Source organism: Candidatus Desulfovibrio trichonymphae (assembly GCF_002355955.1).
Classification (GTDB): Bacteria; Desulfobacterota; Desulfovibrionia; order Desulfovibrionales; family Desulfovibrionaceae; genus Desulfovibrio; species Desulfovibrio trichonymphae.
Map to the genome: position 1 here is coordinate 906,284 of NZ_AP017368.1, position 16,940 is coordinate 923,223.

Below are 16,940 nucleotides of genomic sequence, written 5' to 3' on the forward strand. Positions count from 1 at the left end.
GTCAGCATCATCTCACCTTGAATGCCGCCTGCCACCAGACGCCAGGCGCGGTGTTGCCCAAGCGAATTGTTGTGAAATCAAATGAAAACGATCCACGCGCCGTTGTTCTATCAGCGGGGCAAAGGCATATGGCAGGACAGAGAACAGAATATAATGCGTGTCTCATTCCACATCAAAACCTGTGTCCTGTATGGCCTTTTTGAGCTCTTCCCTGTCCACCGGCGCGGATTCCTCGTAGCTCAGCAGGCCTGCGGCAGGGTCGGCAACAGGGCTGCGCACGCCGGGTACCTTGCCCGCCGCTTCTTCTACTGCGGCCTTGCAGCGGCCGCAGTGCATGCCTGTTACGTTCAATTTTTTCACGATCAAGCCCCCTTGCCGTTGCGAAATTTGCAGATCGTTGATATGATAAAATTCTTGCACCGGACAGTCAATCATTCGATAAGCACAGTCGATTTCCTGATGCCGCGCCGTCAATGAACGGCATCGTCAACAGAGAATTTTCTAGGTGCCATGATGTAATCCGGCGCTATGGGCCCCAATCAAAAAAGATGGATAAACAGCGGCAGGATTTTGTCAATGTCAGTGCCTGTTGTTTTCAGTGCGCCGTCACGGAAAGAACTGTCGATGAATCGCCGCGTTTCATCCCGCCGATGCTCCAATATTCCGGAATATGCGTTCAAGCGTTTCGTTGAGGTTTGCATCATTTGACGCGCGGCGACGCACGTTTTCAAACAGCCCGCTCGGCAGGATAAAAAAGCCTTTCGTCTTTACCATGTCTTCGCGGGCTTGCTCAGCATCGCTGTCCGAGAGTTCGGCGTAGTCGAAAGAAGCGTCTCCGGCTTCGCGCTCGCCGGCATTGATGTATGCCGCGAGGTTTTCCGATATGTAACGATAAAACAGCATGCCGAGGACGTATGCCTTGAAATCCCAACCGTCCACACTCCCGCGCAGGTCGTTTGCGATACTCCAGATCGCGCGGTGAAGTTCCGCCCGTTCTTGATCTTTGCTGCTGTCAGGCATATTTGCTTTCTCCTTATATATGAATATAAAAAAACTATAAGAATGGCACAGTATAAAAAATGTGCATCTATGTGATATCAAATTTATACTGCTTATACCGCAACAAAAATTCTTTTAGACTTAAATTTGTGTGCGTATTTTGACGTCTACCGAAGGTAAACACAATGCTATATTATGCTTGGCGTAGATATCAGCAATGGTTAACTCCACAAAAATTCTAACAAGTCGTTCCCTAAGGGCATGATAGTTTGCAGATGGTTTTCTTGCGAACCTGCACCACCAATACAAAAGACATATTCCTCCAGAAGGAAGACAATTTTTTTGTGGAAAGATGGCTGAACCTGCTTTAATATATAGAGAGCGGCAATACTGAAGGCTCTGCCATCATCGTTGTCCTTGAAAGCTCTTTTCCCTAAAAAGCTTTTTATCTGAACTTGCTGTCGGCCAACCCCTTGTATTTTATAAAAATTATGCGTCTTTAGAAATGTCAATAATCTAAACTTAAAAAATAATTTAATATAATAATTTCAACAAATATAAACATACCAGTGCGACCCAGCAAAATAGTTTTGCTCCAACTTCTGCGTCACATTTTGCTGAGCAATTGACACAAAATGGCCGCAAAAGATCAAGAAGGCCGATTCCCCATTTTTTGGTGCCCAGGGCGGGGCTTGAACCCGCACAGCCTTACGGCCGAGGGATTTTAAGTCCCTTGTGTCTACCAGTTCCACCACCCGGGCAGCATAGTTGCAAAAAACTGTATTGCCGGTTTGCGTTGCGGTTACCCCGCGACCGGCCTGCTGACGCGCCTGATTTTCAGGTCGGCCGGAGGTTCAGGCGGCACAGGGCGTTCTTCTTCTCACCGGCCTGCCTGAATCCAGCACACGTGCAGGACGTTCAGATTTTTTTCAAGGCAGAGCAGACGACCGCAAAGTCCGCAGGCAAAAGAACCGCCGCTTCATGGACGATTTTGCGATATGGCTGTTTCACGGTCACTGCCGACGCTTGAACAGTTTTTCCAGATCCGTCGCGTCCCGGCGCAGCACACAGGGGCGCCCGTGCGGGCAGTATTCTTTTTCCAGTGAAGAAAGCCACTGCCGCACAAGTTCCGCCGCCTCGTCGTCCGTCAGGCGCTGCCCGGCCTTGACAGCCCCCTTGCACGACAGAGAGATAAACACAGACGCGAGATCGTCCTTGCGTCCGGCAAGCGCCTCGCGCAGAAATTCGCCGGCGTCGGCGCGCGAAAGCGTCGGCGGCGTTGACAAAACAACAAGAACGGCGTCTGCGCATTCCAGCTCAAAACCCAGAGACTTGAAACGGTCGCCGATCTCGTACAAACGCTCTTTTTCCGCCGGGTGCAGAGGCAAATTGAACGGGAGCGCAAGACGTCGTCCCTTGCCGGAAAAAACATGCTTCTTCGCGCGTTCGTACAGCACGCGTTCGTGCGCCGCATGCTGGTCCACAAGCAGCAAAGCGCCGACGGCGTCACGCAGCACAAGATACGTATCCGCCACCTGCCCAAGATAACAGAATGAACCCACCTGCGGCCGACCGCGCTGCGGCGCCGTTGTTTCGTCCGGCGGGTCGACCGGGGCGGCGCCCTCGCCACGGTGTTCCGCAGCCGCAAGGCCATAGGCGGCGGCTGTCTCGGCAACAGCCTTACAGAAGGGCGGCGCGTCAATAGAGGGCAGATACGCGTCCTGCATTTCGGCGCTTTCCCTGCGGGGCAGCAACGGGGGATTGTCAATGCTGCCCCAGAAACCTTGCGGGCGGGGGGGGGCGTTCACGGCAGCGCCCTGCGCCGGCAGTTCCGCGCTCAGCCCGTCGAAAACCACAACGGAAGGCAACGCACTTTGCAGCGCGTGCAGCGTTGCGGAAAAAACAGCGGAGCTGTCACGAAAACGCACTTCAAACTTGGCCGGATGCACATTCACATCCACCTCACGCGGATCAATCTCCACAAAAAGGGCTGTTTGCGGGTAATCCCGGCTGGTCAATCGCCCTTTATAGGCTTCTCGCACGGCTGCGGAAAGACCTTTGTCCGCCACAGGACGGCCGTTGACATACAGAAAAATGCGATCCCCGCGGAGCCGACTCGCATGCGACGGCGCGGCAAGACCATGCACGCGTATGCCGTGGCGCTGCACGTCAAAGGGACACAGGGCGTTCACAACCAGCGCCGGCCAGAGCAGGGCAAGGCGGTCACGCAGAGTCTGCCCCGCCGTAAAACGCAGAACTTCTCTCTCGCCCGCGCGCAGAACAAAACCCACATCTGTCCAGGCCAGAGCCAGACGGGCAAGCCACTCCTGAGCGCGCTTGAACTCTGCGGACGGGCTTTTTAAAAATTTAAGACGGGCGGGCACATTTGCAAAAAGATCGCGCACTTCCACAACAGTGCCCTGGTGCAGCGCCGCAGGGTTTGACGCCACAAGCCGTCCGTGTTCCACTTCAACAGAGCGGGCCGTGCCGAGACCGCCGTCTTCGCGCACGGCGGAAGTGATTTTGAAACGGGAGACAGAGGCAATGCTCGGCAGGGCCTCGCCCCGAAACCCATAGGAAGAGACACGTTCCAGATCGTCCATGCTTGCAATTTTGCTTGTAGCGTGGCGTGTAACGGCAAGCTCAAGTTCCGCGGCGGGAATGCCGCAACCGTCGTCCTGCACGGAGATGCGGCTTTGTCCGCCGTTTTCCAGCGTGACGACAATGTGTCCGGCGGCGGCGTCCAGACTGTTTTCAACAAGCTCTTTCAAAGCGCCGGCAGGCCTGTCCACCACTTCGCCGGCAGCGATCTGATTGCGCAACTCTGGAAGCAACAGCTTGATATGACGACTTTTTTCAGTCATTGCCACAGTATACCCGGCCTGCCGACAAAAGCCAAGCCTGATAAGCGGCAGACGCGATTGTCCGCTCGTCAGCGCAACGTTGCGGATTCCAGCAAGACGCGCGCGGTGTCTACATCACGGTCAATTTGTTGCTTGAGAGCCTGAGCCGAATCAAAATGACGCTCGTCGCGCAAGCGGGCCACAAACTCCAGACGAACGCATTGCCCGTAGAGATTTTCAGAAGCATCCGGCAAAAAACTTTCCACGATTACGTCACCGCCGCCAAACGTGGGGCGACGGCCAACATTGGTCACAGCCTTAAACCTCTGCGTGCCCACCCATAAAAAGGCCGCATATACGCCACAAGCCGGCAGCAGCACGTCAGGCCTCGTCAGATTGGCTGTGGAGAAACCGAGCCCCCCCCCCCCGCCCCGCGCCGTGCGTCACCTCTCCGGAAAAACCGTAAAAACGCCCCAGCAGGCGCGCTGCTCTCCGCACATCGCCACTGCCTATCATGTCGCGCAAACGCGTAGAGCTGACAACGGCCCCGTCCAGAATGACCGGCGGCAACTGTTCCACAAGAAAACCCAAATCCAGGCCCAGAGAGCGCAGCACAACAAAGGAGCCGCCGCGATTTTTGCCGAGAGAAAAATCATAACCTACGGCAAGGCGGCGGACAGACAGCGGCACAAGCCACCGGCGCGCGAATTCTTCAGGCGACATGTTCGCCAGTTCCCGCGTAAAAGACAGCTCCAGCACTGTTTTCACGCCAAGTTCAGCCAGCAGTTCCATGCACCGCGCACGACTGCCCAGTGGCACATGCCTGTGCGGAGCGAGTACGCTGCGCGGATGCGGCGTAAATGTTATGAGTACACAGTGCAGGCCGTCCTCACGACAAATGTCGAGCGTGCGGCGTACAAGCGTCTGATGCCCGATATGGACGCCGTCAAAATTGCCGATGGTAACGCCGGCGCCGGAAAAGGAGGGCAGAGCCTCCAGTGAGGACGCAATCAGCATGCGCAAGCAAAGACTGTCATATTGTATAAATACATACATCCACACGGATGAATGAAATAAACGCCGGGCTATAACAGCCTGTCAAAAATGCTTTTATATATCTTGCGGATGTGCAGCGCGAGTTTCAGGCGCATACTGCGCAGTTCTTTGACGTCTTGGCTGAAAAAAGAAACCAGATGCCGCGCCGCGGGGTTAAAATCAGTCTCGCCGGCAGGCGCAAGCATACCCCAGTACTCGCCGGCGCGCACAAGACCAGCGGCGCTTTGCTTGTCAGGATGCGCGGCGCTGTAATCGCGCACAAACGCGTCGAATATGCGCCCTGCGTCATGAGGGAAGGATTTGTCAAGCGCCAGACGCCAAAGCGCCATGTACAAACTTCTCCATTCCAGCAGCATCTGTCGACGGAGCAAAAACTGCAGACGCCCGATACCCATAAGCTCCAGCTCAACAGTAAAGTCCATATCTCCAAGAAGCGCTTCAAAATTTTTCAGAGCCTGCTGGCCCGCGCTCTCCGGGTCAAAAATTTCCGCGGTATTTTGCATGTCGGTTGTTCGCCTTTCTGTCTGATCAACAAGCGCGGCGGCGAGAACGCCGGCGCCTGACCGGCGCCGAACCTGACCCTTTCGCTCCAGCCGGCTGCTGGTCGGGGAAGCGGTTTTCCTGAAGGCTTTGCTGGTGAAAAGCGTCCAGAAGCATGGCCAGCAGAGGCGCATTGTCTTCCTCATCGTTCCCGCGCGCAAGCTCACGCGCCAGTGCGACATACCGGGCCGCGCGCAGTCGCTCAAGGCCTGTAAGTTTACGGAAGCACGTCTTCAGAATGGCCGTCAAACGCGTGCCGGCAACAACGGCCACATCTTCGTCCGTGGGCGGGGGCAATGCCGTAAGCGCAATACCGTAATGCCCTGCTATGCGCTTCAGTTCCATGCGCTGCATCACATCCACAAGCGAAATCACCGTCCCCGCGGCTCCGGCGCGGCCGGTACGCCCGGCACGGTGGATATAGCTTTCATGATCTTCGGGCGGCTCATAGAGAAAAACATGCGAAAGCGCCGGTATGTCTATGCCCCGCGCGGCCACATCCGTCGCCGTCAGAAACTGCAGCCGCCCTGCGCGTATTTTGTTCAGCACCGCCTCACGCCGGCTTTGCGAAAGATCTGAGGAAAGCTCATCGGCACTGTAGCCAAAGCCTTGAAGCACTCCTGTCACATAGTGCACATTGGCCTTGGTGTTGCAAAAAATAATGGCCTGGGCCGGATTTTCCGTCTCCAGCAGGCGCACCAACGCCCTGTCTTTGTCCATGGGCTTTACTTCGCAAAAAAGGTGCTGCACTTCAGCCACATGCACCTGTTTGTGCGAAAGGGAGAGCATGGAGGGCGTCTCCATAAATTCAGCCGCCAGTTTGAGAACATGCGGCGGATAGGTGGCGGAAAACAGGCAGGTGTGCACGCGCCGCCGCGGCAGATAGCGCTGCACTTCCTTCATGTCGGGGTAAAACCCAATGGAGAGCATACGATCCGCCTCGTCAAAAATCAGGGCGCGCAACTCGTCAAGGTGCATGGTGCGGCGCAGCAGATGATCCAACACGCGGCCCGGCGTACCCACAAGCAGTTGGGCACCGTCGCGTAGGGCGTCCGCCTGCTGTTGATACCCGACGCCGCCATAAACAGCCGCCGTGCGTATGCCCGTTTCCGCAAAAATCGTCGCTGCCTCACGGGCCACCTGAATGGCCAGCTCACGCGTGGGAGTAAGCACAAGCGCCTGCGGCGCCTTGAGTTTCGCAGACAGACGCGGCAGCAGCGGCAGCAGATAACATCCGGTTTTGCCGCTGCCCGTGCGCGACTGCACCATGATGTCGCGGGCTTCCAGCAGATAGGGCAGCACCAGTGACTGCACGGGCATCAGGCTTTGCCAGCCGGCCCGCGCGCAGGCCGCCCGCATGGCTGCCGGCAGATCACCCATGGCAACGGCGGGCAGGGCGCCTTCCGGCTCGCTGACAAAAATTTCACCCGACAGGCACGCGGCTTCGGCTTGCGGCTTGCGGCCTTTATAAGAGTCCAGTACCGGCATATTGTATCCCGAGTTCTCAGTTCAACAACATGTTATAATACCGCAGAACGCATTTTTCCGCAAGGTGCCTGGGCGATGAGTATTTCACCTTATAAACAGTCACACAATGTTCTCGCCCGAAGAGATTTTATCTGAATGCCGCCGCTCACAAGCTCTTTTCTCAATTCGGCAATGCGGCGGTCCATATCATCGGGAAAATTCCGGGCGGCTGACGCGTGAAAGCGTGCCATATCCGTAATCCCCACACCGTTGTTCGCAAGATCATAGACAATAATTTCCTTGCCCCTGAAACGCCCGGACGCGGCGGCGGATACAATGTCGTACACGGCCCTGTCCGCCCGTTTTACAATAGACGTCAGCATGCGGCCGGGCAGCAGCTCGTCCCGGTTTTCATCCATGCCGACAAGATAGCAGCCTTGCCCGCCGACGAGAGAAAGAGCTTCCGCATTGCCTGTGCCGGCGGCCAGCACCAGCACGTCGCAGCCCGCGTCAAGCAGGCGTTGTGTCTCTTCCCGCGCTCGTCCACGGCTGCTGAAAGAACCGGAACACGCGTTGATCACCCGCATTTCAGGGTCAATCAGCCGCGCGCCATCCGTAAAGCCGTTTATAAGAGAGCGCATGGCCGGAACATCCTCCCCGGCAAGCCAGCCCAAAACTTTTTTACTGTTGACGCCGGGCAGACCTGTCTGCACGGTCAGCATGGCTGCCGCCGCCCCGGCAAGACAGGCCGCCTGCTCGTCGGCAAACGTCACGGACATGATGTTCGGCGCGCGCACGCCGGCGTCCACGCAGCCAAAAAACGTTTTGCGATAATTGGCGGCATTGTTGCGCAAAATTTCGTGAAAGCGATCAGATGCGACGATCACCAGATCAAACTCGCGCGCGGCCATGTGAAACAACGTCTCCTGCTCCTCCGCAACCGATTCCGACATTACTTCGACAGTTACGGAAAAATTACGCCCGGCCTGAACAAGACCAGCGCGCAGCAGTCCTGCCCAGTCGCCCCCGTCGTGTTCCAAGAGCAGAGCAGCACGCAGGGGCTTTGCCGCGCTTTCCGGCACCGCCGCCTGCAGCGGCGCCGCAAAAAACATGTGCAGCAACGCCAGAACAGCGTAAACGCCATACGGCCGACAGGGCATGCAACGCATTATTTCCTCCCGGAGCGACTCAGGACTTCCGCCTGACACCTGCCGCCTGATAGCGCTTGTGGGCGGAAAGCTCGGCCTTGCGCAGACGAACGGATTTCGGCGTCACCTCAACCAGCTCGTCTTCGCGCACAAAATGCAGCGCGTGTTCCAGCGTCATTTTTTTCACCGGCGTCAAAATCACGTTTTCATCCTTGCCGGCCACGCGCAGATTGGTCAATTTTTTTTCCTTTGTGGGGTTCACGTCAATATCATTGTCACGATTGTGCTCGCCCACAATCATGCCTTCGTAAACAGGGTCGCCCGGCGCCGCAAAAAGAACACCGCGCGGTTCCAGATTAAACAGCGCGTAGGCCACAGCCGCGCCCGCCCTGTCCGCGACAATGGAACCGGAAAAACGGACGGGAAAATCACCGCGCCATGCCTCATAGCCTTCAAGGCAAGAATTCATTATCCCAGTGCCTCTGGTGTCCGTCAGAAATTCATCGCGATAACTGATGAGCCCGCGCGACGGAACGGAAAACTCCAGACGCACCCTGCCCGTGCCGCTGATGGCGCAGTTGAGCATACGCCCCTTTCTCTGCGCCAGCTTTTCCGTCACAACGCCCATAAACATCTCGCCGCAATCAACATACAGGTGCTCAATGGGCTCAAGCACGGCGCCGTTTTCATCTTTTTTCAAAATCACCTGCGGGCGGCCCACCGAAAGTTCAAAGCCTTCACGCCGCATGGTTTCGATCAGGATGGCCATCTGAAACTCGCCCCGCCCCTTCACGAGAAAGGCATCGCGATCGTCTGTCTGCTCGACGGCGATGGCCACATTGCGAAGGCTTTCTTTATTGAGCCTCTCCCCAATGGCCCGGCTCTGGACAATCCTGCCCTCGCGACCGGCGAGCGGCGATGTATTGATGCCGAAGCGCATGGCCACCGTGGGCTCGTCCACACGAATACGCGGCAAAGCCTGCGGGTTGTCGCGGGTGCAGATAGTGTCGCCGATGACCACATCCTCAATGCCCGCCAGAACAACAATATCACCGGGGTCGGCCGCGTCCGCATCCTTAAGCTGCGGGCCGTCATAAACCTGCAGTCTGGTGACGCGCAGGGGCAAAAGCGCGCCGTCTTCCCGCATGCAGGCAAGAGACTCTTTGGCCGCCACGCTGCCGTGCATTATCCGGCCGACGGCAAGCCGCCCCAGATAATCGGAGTAATCAAGATCCGCCACAAGCATCTGAAAAGGCTCGGCCGGATCGTGCGACGGACCGGGAATTTTTCCCACAATAGCCTCAAAAAGCGGCGTCAGGTCTTTTTGCGGGGCATCCAAAGCGTTCATGGCTATGCCCGAACGGCCGACGGCGTACAGCACGGGAAATTCCAGCTGCCGGTCATCGGCGTCCAGATCAATAAAAAGATCATAAATTTCGTTCAGCACTTCCGCAGGACGCGCGTCTTTGCGGTCAATCTTGTTGATCACAACAAGCACGGGCAAACCGGCCTCCAGGGTTTTGCGCAGCACAAAACGCGTTTGCGGCAGCGGGCCTTCCGAAGCGTCCACCAGCAGAATGGCCCCGCTCGCCATGGAGAGCGCGCGCTCCACCTCTCCGCCGAAATCCGCGTGACCGGGCGTGTCGATAATGTTTATCTTCACTCCATTCCAAGTTACGGCGCAATTTTTGGCGGCAATGGTGATGCCGCGCTCGCGTTCCAGATCCATATTGTCCATGACGCGCTCATCCACGCGCTGGTCGGCGCGAAATACGCCGCTTTGTCTGAACATCGCGTCTACCAGGGTTGTCTTGCCGTGATCAACATGGGCGATAATCGCCACATTGCGAAGTGCGTTATTCTGCTGCATGTATGTCTTGCCTTTATGTCGGCCGGTGCCGGATTACAGCGAACTGGACTTTTTGCGGATTTTGCGTATATTGTCTGTAGCCGGTTAAAAGAACTTTTTGTCAAAATACAACCGCACCGGCCACTATAACGCATATGCAACCGCACGACAAGGCCGGCAGAGAAGCGTGCGACGAACGAGACTAAAAACAGGGAAAACATCTGGACAACACTCACAACACCCGCCCCTTGAATGATCACAAAATTCTGGTGGCCAACCGGGGTGAAATCGCCATGCGCATCATGCGCGCCTGCCACAAGCTCGGCGTGGCTTTTACAGCCATTCACACGGCTGAAGACGCCGCTTCCGGCCATGTGCTTATGGCCCGTCGGGAAGGCGGCGAAAAAAGCCTCTTCCGCGTCTCTTCTTATCACGACGCCAATGAACTGATGTCTGTGGCCGACGAGGCGGGCTGCACGGCCGTGCACCCGGGCTACGGTTTTTTTGCGGAGGATTTCCGCTTTGCACGCCGTGTGGCAAAACGCGATAGAACAATGATCTTTATCGGACCTTCCTGGAAAATCATCCGCGAACTGGGTGATAAAATCAATACCAAACGTCTGGCCCGCAGCCTGAATGTGCCTACCGTGCCAGGTTCGGACAGGCCTATTTATAATGAAATGGAAGCCGAACGCATTGCCAAGACGATCTTCGAATTTCAAGAACAGCAGGGCCTCAAACGCCCGCTCGTGCTCGTCAAGGCGTCGGCCGGCGGCGGCGGCATGGGCATTGAGGAAGTGTATGACCCCGATCAGTTCCGCTCGGTGTACCGACGTATCCGCAACTATGCCCTGCGCCAGTTCAAGGATGAAGGCGTTCTTATCGAACAAAGGGTCATGGATTTCAATCACCTGGAAGTCCAGATTGTTTCAGACCGCACAGGCCGGAACCCCGTGCATTTCGGCACGCGCAACTGCTCCATACAGTCCTCGGGGCTGCAGAAACGTATTGAGGTCGCACCGGGCTTTGCGTCCGAAACTCTGGAATATACGTTTAACGCAAAAAAACTGCTCACGGATATCGTGGACTATTCGCTGGCCATGGCCCGAAAGGTCGGCTACGACAATGTGGGCACGTGGGAATGGATCGTCACGCGCAAAGGCGAACCCTTCCTTATGGAAGTCAACACCCGCATCCAGGTGGAAAACGGCGTCTCCGCCCGCATTGCCCGGATAAAAGGAAATGACGGCGTTGACCTGATAGCCGAACAGATACGTCTTGGCCTGGGACAACCCCTAGGATACAGTCAGAACGACATAGGCTTTGAAGGGGTCTGCATTGAATACCGGCTGATCGCGGAAGACCCGGACAACAATTTCACGCCCTGGGTTGGCCGGATCGAACGCTTCCACTGGGAAGACGCCCCCTGGCTGACCATGCTGACACATGTGCCGAACACAACACCATATGAAATTCCTATAGAATTTGATCCAAATCTGGCTTTGGCCATCGTCTGGGGCAAGGATATCTCAGAGGCAAAAACACGGGGAACGGCCTTTCTTGACTCATTGCGACTGACAGGCCGGAACAGCGCCGGCGAGAGCCTGAAATCCAATGCGGCTTTTCTGAAGGCCAACACTGAACGCATTCTGCATTTTTGAACGCCACGCCCGGACAGCGAAGCATGCGCTGTTGTTTGACAAAAAACATCAAAATAACCGACGCGCCTACGACATGGACAACAATATCGAAAAACGGCTGCAGAGCCTGCGCGACAGACTGGCCTATCTCGGCGACATTTTTGCCGGCAGGCACAGGAACAATACGGCCATGCTGGAAGAAAAGCTTGCGGCTTTCGACGCGAACGCCCACACGGGCGCCTGTGAAGACCCGTATGCGGAACTCGCGACCATTGAAGACATATTCGCCTATGTGGAACGACGCCTCGAAAGCGCCATAACGCCCATGGATCGCGTGCGCATTGTGCGCCACCCGCAACGCGTCTGTCTGCGTGATATTCTGGAAAACGTCTACGACAATTTTACGGAAGTGGGCGGTCAGGACGAGCACAGCCTCGATCCAAGCATGCTCATTGCCCGCGCGGTGATTACCCGCCGCCGCGGCAAAAAAATCTACATGCAGTCCGTCATGGTTATCGGCCAGGAAAAAGGACACGGCGCGGAATTTCGCAACGGCGGGTCAGTCAAGCCCTGGGGTAACGCCAAGGCCCTGCAATTTATGAAAGTTGCTGAAACAGAAGGCATCCCCGTCCATACATATATTTTCACGCCGGGATCCTATCCTGTTGAAGACTACCCCGGCGCGGCCCAGCAAATCGCCCGCAATCTTTATCAGATGGCGGGCCTGCGCGTACCTGTGGTGGCCGTCATTTCCGAGGGCGGATCGGGCGGCGCCGAGGCCATAGGCCTGGCGGACAGACGTTTGATGCTGTCCCACGGCTATTATTCCGTCATTTCCCCTGAAGGCGCGGCGGCTATTGAAGGCCGGCTCAAAAACGGAGAGCGCGCCACGCCCGAACTGATTGCACACTGCGCGGCCAATCTCAAAATCATGGCGCGGGACAATCTGAAATTCGGCTACATTGACCGCATAGTGCAGGAACCCCCCCTCGGCGCGCGCCCTTGGCATTTCAACTTTTTCCGCTCCCTGCGGCAGGAGATTATCAGAGCCACGGACGAAGTCATCATTTCCACAAGAAAAACTCCTGTTTTTCGCGGTCTGGCTCTCGCGCGCCACCGCAACTCTGAAGCCGACCTCGACGACCTGCACATCCGCTGGGGACTCACCAAAGCGGCAAAAGCACGGATGCTGCACCGCCGCCAGGAAAAATTTTTGAGACTTTCGCGTCAGGCGGCCAGTGACAGACGCCCCTTTATAAAAAAATCCGCCGTCGCCTTCCTAGACTGGATTTCCACCCCCTGGCTCAGTTTCAAATATGATTTTTACCACAAACACCAGCGTCAGATCAGCACGTTCATGGAAGAAATCAACAATGAATTTGAAATGTTCAAAAAACTTCTGCTGGCCCCCCTGCGGAAGCTCACCCGCAACCTGCCGGGCAGTATGGACAACAAGGCAAAAGAACTGACAGCCCTGTCGCTCTGGCAGGGCGATTCCCGCGGCCACCGATGGAATTATATTTCCCCCCGATACAAAATTGACCGCACGCTGACATGTCCCAACAGTAAATCTTACGGCTGTCTGGATCTCTGGGGGCCGGATCTCTTTGCCGAATTTGCCGGCGTGTGCACCCATTGCGGCTATCACTTCCCCATGGAACCTGAATGGTATGTTAAAAATGTTTTTGACCCCAGGTCGGTCTTTGAATTCAACAGCGAAATTGAAGCGGGCAATCCTTTGGATTTTCCGGGTTTTTCAGAACAAATCGCGCAAGCCAAGGCAAAAACCGGCGCCAAAAGCGGCTGCGTAACCTTTGAAGCTCGCATCGACAATATAAAGATGGTCGTTGCCATGCTCATGGGGACATTTCGAGGAGGCTCCGTGGGAGCCGCGGAAGGTTATAAATTTGTTGAAGCCGCAACCAGAGCCGCGAAAAAACGTTACCCTTTTCTCGCGTATGTACACGGCACAGCCGGCATACGCATACAGGAAGGTACCCACGGCGTGATACAGATGCCCCGCTGCACTGTGGCTGTGCGCCGCTATATCGAAACAGGCGGCCTGTACATGGTGCTTTACGACACCAATTCCTTTGCCGGGCCGGTCGCCAGTTTTCTCGGCTGTTCACCCTATCAGTTCGCGGTGCGCTCCTCCAATATCGGCTTTGCCGGCCCCGGCGTCATCAAAGAAACCACAGGCATGGACATTCCGCCCAAATACCACCGCTCCTACCACGCTCTCTCACGAGGACACATACAGGCAATCTGGGACAGAAGACAAATCAGGGCAAATCTTAAACAGGCGCTGCTGACCATCGGCGGACGAAACCTGTATTACAGGTGACAGGCATGCTCGACATCTCCAAACTGCTGGACGCAATCAAGGCCTCACCGTATCGTGAAATTGTCATTGCCGCTCCCCACACCGGCAGAATCACCTTTGCCGACATAAAACAGGGCGATGTCGTTCTCGGCCGGCAGGGGCAATGGAAGGAGAAGCCCGGCGTCCTGCTGGCCACGCTGGAACGCGAACACAACCCAAAACCGGTTCGCGCTCCGGAAAAAGGCGAAATAAGCCTTGTGCACAAAAATCTGGAAGGTCAGTACGTAGAAGCCGGCACCCCGCTTGTCGTCCTGCGCCATATGCTCACCCGTGATGAAGTGCAGAGGATCATTCTGCAAAAGGCCCTGTATCTCTTCCGTGCTCCTGAACGGGCCAAATACTACCTGACGCCTGAGGCGGACAAAAAAATTCGCGCCGCCGACACGTATTCAGTTACTGTTCGCGACGGTATGGAGCTCTTCATCATGTCGCGCATGAAGCGTGAGGCCCCCCTGAACTATACCGGGCCGGACGGCGTCATCTATGAGGTCTATTTCAAATACAACGAAAATATGGATGCGGGATCGCCGCTGATCGGCGTTTGCCCGAAAGGTCAACTGCAGCTTGTTCAGGAGATGATCATGCGCGTGCAGACAGAATGGACGGAACCGTCCTGATGGGAAAAGCATTGCAGATCCGCGTCAGCGCCGTCACCTGGAACGAAGACCTCATGGAAGAGATATGGCCGAAGCTGTCGGAGCTTGCTTTCAGCGTGCCCATAAAACACGAAGGACACGGCGTGCTTGAAATGGTGCGGGCTCTGGATGAAGGTCTTATGTTCATGCAATGGTCCTGCGCCCGCAAAAAGGCCATGGGCGAAGGCATCCGCCGGGCCGCCGGATTGAAAAAAGCCCTTGAGGAAGCCCTTGCAAACTGGCAGCCTCGTGAGGCCAACGCGCTGAGCGATCAGCTGGAAGACACGCTTGATCAGTTGGAAACGTCCATTGTGGCCTGAAAATTTCTTCACCTTTACTACAGGAGTTCTGTCATGTTGAATAAAGTCATGATCATCGGCCGCCTTGGCCGCGACCCGGAACTGCGCTACACACAGAGCGGATCGCCGGTCGCAACCCTGAATGTCGCCACGGACGAATCTTACACGGATCGCGAAGGCAACAAGGTGGAACGCACGGAATGGCACCGTGTCGCCGTTTTTCAGCGTCAGGCTGAAAACTGCGCCAATTTTCTCTCAAAGGGCAGTCTCGTCTATGTGGAAGGCTCGCTGCAAACGCACAAATGGCAGGATCAAAGCGGGCAGGACAAATACACCACGGAAATCAGGGCACAACGCGTCCAGTTTTTGGACCGCAAGAGCGATTCCCCGCGCGGAGGCGCCCACGGCGGCTTTGAAGACGACCATGCCGGTCAGGACGCGCCTGCCCGGCCTCAGGGCGCACGTCCGGGAGGCAATCAGCAGCCCAAAGCCGCGCAGGAAGACCTGGGACCGGCCTTCCCTTCAGAAACCGCCAATATGGACGAAGTGCCTTTTTAGACATTAGACCTTCTGATGAAATTCAGTCTGAAAATTTCCAAAGGGCGGTTGACTTTTTGTTCGATTATTCACAAGATACCCCCGCCGAAACAGTCTTTCCCGCTGCCTGCCTGCCTGCTCCCTGCGGATCGGCACGGTGAGGCAACGTCAAACCATATATATAACCCGGAGGATTCAACCATGTCCAAACTGGTGCCCGCTCATGGAGGAAAAGGTCTGGTATGCTGCCTTCTGGAAGGCAAGGCGCTGGAAGACGAAAAGAAAAAAGCCGCCGGACTGAAGCGGATCGAGATTTCTTCACGAGCCAAAGGCGATTTGATTATGATGGGCATCGGCGGTTTTTCGCCGCTGAACGGCTTTATGAACAAAGCGGCCTGGAAAAGCGTGTGTGAAAAAATGGTGCTCACCGACGGCACGTTCTGGCCGCTGCCTGTCACCCTTGATGTTTCCGCCGCTGACGCGAGAAATCTCAAAAACGATCAGGATGTCGCCCTCGTGCACAACGGCGAAATCATGGCAACCCTGAAAGTAGAAGAACTTTATGAAATGACTGAAAAAGACAAGAAATGGGAATGTGAACTTATCTTCAAGGGCGCGGGGCCTGACTCTGAAAAATTCTGGGAAGTCGCCCTCAATGACCATCCCGGCGTCAAAATGGTGATGGCCCAGAAGGGATACAACGTCGCCGGCTCTGTCAAGGTGCTTTCCCAGGGCGAATTCCCGACAAAATTTCCCGGCGTCTACATGACGCCGGCCCAGTTGCGCGTCAAAATGGATGAACGCGGCTGGCAAAAAGTGGCAGCCCTCCAACTTCGCAACCCCATGCACCGTTCACACGAATATCTGGCCAAGATCGGCATTGAAGTCTGCGACGGCGTGGTGATTCACTCTCTGGTCGGTTCGCTCAAGCCCGGCGACATCCCGGCTGAAGTGCGCGTGCAGTGTATTGACAAGCTGGTCGAAAAATACTTTGTGAAAGATTTCGTCATACAGGCCGGCTACCCTCTGGACATGCGCTACGCGGGCCCGCGCGAAGCTCTGCTCCACGCCACCTTCCGCCAGAATTACGGCATCAACAACCTGCTTGTCGGCCGTGACCACGCAGGCGTGGGCGACTTTTACGGCATGTTTGAAGCCCAAGAAATCTTCCGCAGGATTCCCCGCCCCTCAGATCCCGCCAAACGCCTGCTCTGCGAGCCGCTGAACATTGACTGGACGTTTTACTGCAAAAAGTGTGACGGCATGGCCAGCATGCGCACCTGCCCACATTCCAAGGAAGACCGCGTTATCCTCTCTGGCACGAAACTGCGCAAAATGCTCTCTGAAGGCGCTGAAGTTCCGGATCACTTCGGGCGCAATGAAGTTCTTGTCATCCTGCGCGAATACTATTCCAGCCTGACGGAAAAAGTGGAAATCAAAATGCAGCGCGCCGCCGCCGGTTTCACTATGTAAATAAACCGCAACAGCATTACGAAAAAGGCGTTCTGAAAAGGGCGCCTTTTTCGCACGCAAAAACACGCTTT

At 56.0% G+C, this 16,940-nt stretch carries 15 protein-coding genes and 1 tRNA gene; 6 read left to right on the forward strand and 10 right to left on the reverse strand.

What is annotated here, in order from left to right:
• Positions 1–162: 162 nt before the first annotated feature.
• The 10 genes from RSDT_RS04410 to typA form a co-directional block, all read right to left on the reverse strand.
• Positions 163–360 (reverse strand): heavy-metal-associated domain-containing protein, encoded by a 198-nt coding sequence (locus RSDT_RS04410; protein WP_231941776.1) that lies wholly within the window; start codon positions 358–360, stop codon positions 163–165.
• Between the two features lie 279 nt (positions 361–639).
• Positions 640–1,020 carry a type I restriction-modification system subunit M N-terminal domain-containing protein gene (locus tag RSDT_RS04415; RefSeq protein ID WP_197702096.1) on the reverse strand — a complete coding sequence of 127 codons (381 nt, stop codon included), beginning with the start codon at positions 1,018–1,020 and terminating at the stop codon, positions 640–642.
• 653 nt (positions 1,021–1,673) lie between these two features.
• Positions 1,674–1,760, reverse strand: a tRNA-Leu gene (locus RSDT_RS04420).
• A 252-nt stretch (positions 1,761–2,012) separates the two neighbouring features.
• Positions 2,013–3,863, reverse strand: a complete 1,851-nt coding sequence (gene mutL / locus RSDT_RS04425) for a DNA mismatch repair endonuclease MutL (RefSeq protein WP_096399715.1) — start codon at positions 3,861–3,863, stop codon at positions 2,013–2,015.
• Between the two features lie 68 nt (positions 3,864–3,931).
• Positions 3,932–4,222, reverse strand: a complete 291-nt coding sequence (locus RSDT_RS07420) for a riboflavin kinase (protein WP_231941777.1) — start codon at positions 4,220–4,222, stop codon at positions 3,932–3,934.
• Between the two features lies 1 nt (position 4,223).
• The gene (locus RSDT_RS04430; RefSeq protein WP_231941779.1) at positions 4,224–4,859 is read right to left on the reverse strand and encodes a hypothetical protein; all 636 of its coding nucleotides are present in this window, start codon (positions 4,857–4,859) and stop codon (positions 4,224–4,226) included.
• 68 nt (positions 4,860–4,927) lie between these two features.
• Positions 4,928–5,401 carry a hypothetical protein gene (locus tag RSDT_RS04435; protein ID WP_096399716.1) on the reverse strand — a complete coding sequence of 158 codons (474 nt, stop codon included), beginning with the start codon at positions 5,399–5,401 and terminating at the stop codon, positions 4,928–4,930.
• A 25-nt stretch (positions 5,402–5,426) separates the two neighbouring features.
• Positions 5,427–6,926 (reverse strand): DEAD/DEAH box helicase, encoded by a 1,500-nt coding sequence (locus RSDT_RS04440; protein WP_096399717.1) that lies wholly within the window; start codon positions 6,924–6,926, stop codon positions 5,427–5,429.
• Positions 6,927–7,015: 89 nt separating this feature from the next.
• The gene (locus RSDT_RS04445; protein ID WP_096399718.1) at positions 7,016–8,074 is read right to left on the reverse strand and encodes a BMP family lipoprotein; all 1,059 of its coding nucleotides are present in this window, start codon (positions 8,072–8,074) and stop codon (positions 7,016–7,018) included.
• A gap of 19 nt (positions 8,075–8,093) precedes the next feature.
• On the reverse strand, positions 8,094–9,923 hold the full coding sequence (gene typA / locus RSDT_RS04450) for a translational GTPase TypA (RefSeq protein WP_096399719.1): 1,830 nt from the start codon (positions 9,921–9,923) through the stop codon (positions 8,094–8,096).
• A gap of 200 nt (positions 9,924–10,123) precedes the next feature.
• On the opposite strand from typA, the gene RSDT_RS04455 reads away from it, so the two are divergent.
• The 6 genes from RSDT_RS04455 (at position 10,124) to sat (ending at position 16,869) form a co-directional block, all read left to right on the forward strand.
• Positions 10,124–11,563: an ATP-binding protein gene (locus tag RSDT_RS04455; protein WP_408606719.1), complete on the forward strand. Its 1,440-nt coding sequence runs from the start codon at positions 10,124–10,126 to the stop codon at positions 11,561–11,563.
• Between the two features lie 73 nt (positions 11,564–11,636).
• Positions 11,637–13,886: an acetyl-CoA carboxylase carboxyl transferase subunit alpha/beta gene (locus RSDT_RS04460; protein ID WP_096400523.1), complete on the forward strand. Its 2,250-nt coding sequence runs from the start codon at positions 11,637–11,639 to the stop codon at positions 13,884–13,886.
• 5 nt (positions 13,887–13,891) lie between these two features.
• Positions 13,892–14,542, forward strand: a complete 651-nt coding sequence (locus RSDT_RS04465) for a biotin attachment protein (protein WP_096399720.1) — start codon at positions 13,892–13,894, stop codon at positions 14,540–14,542.
• Positions 14,524–14,880 (forward strand): hypothetical protein, encoded by a 357-nt coding sequence (locus tag RSDT_RS04470; RefSeq protein ID WP_231941781.1) that lies wholly within the window; start codon positions 14,524–14,526, stop codon positions 14,878–14,880. The genes RSDT_RS04465 and RSDT_RS04470 overlap by 19 nt, the downstream gene beginning before the upstream one ends.
• A gap of 33 nt (positions 14,881–14,913) precedes the next feature.
• Positions 14,914–15,417 (forward strand): single-stranded DNA-binding protein, encoded by a 504-nt coding sequence (locus RSDT_RS04475; protein WP_096399722.1) that lies wholly within the window; start codon positions 14,914–14,916, stop codon positions 15,415–15,417.
• A 180-nt stretch (positions 15,418–15,597) separates the two neighbouring features.
• On the forward strand, positions 15,598–16,869 hold the full coding sequence (sat, locus tag RSDT_RS04480; protein WP_096400525.1) for a sulfate adenylyltransferase: 1,272 nt from the start codon (positions 15,598–15,600) through the stop codon (positions 16,867–16,869).
• The last annotated feature ends 71 nt before the right edge of the window (positions 16,870–16,940 follow it).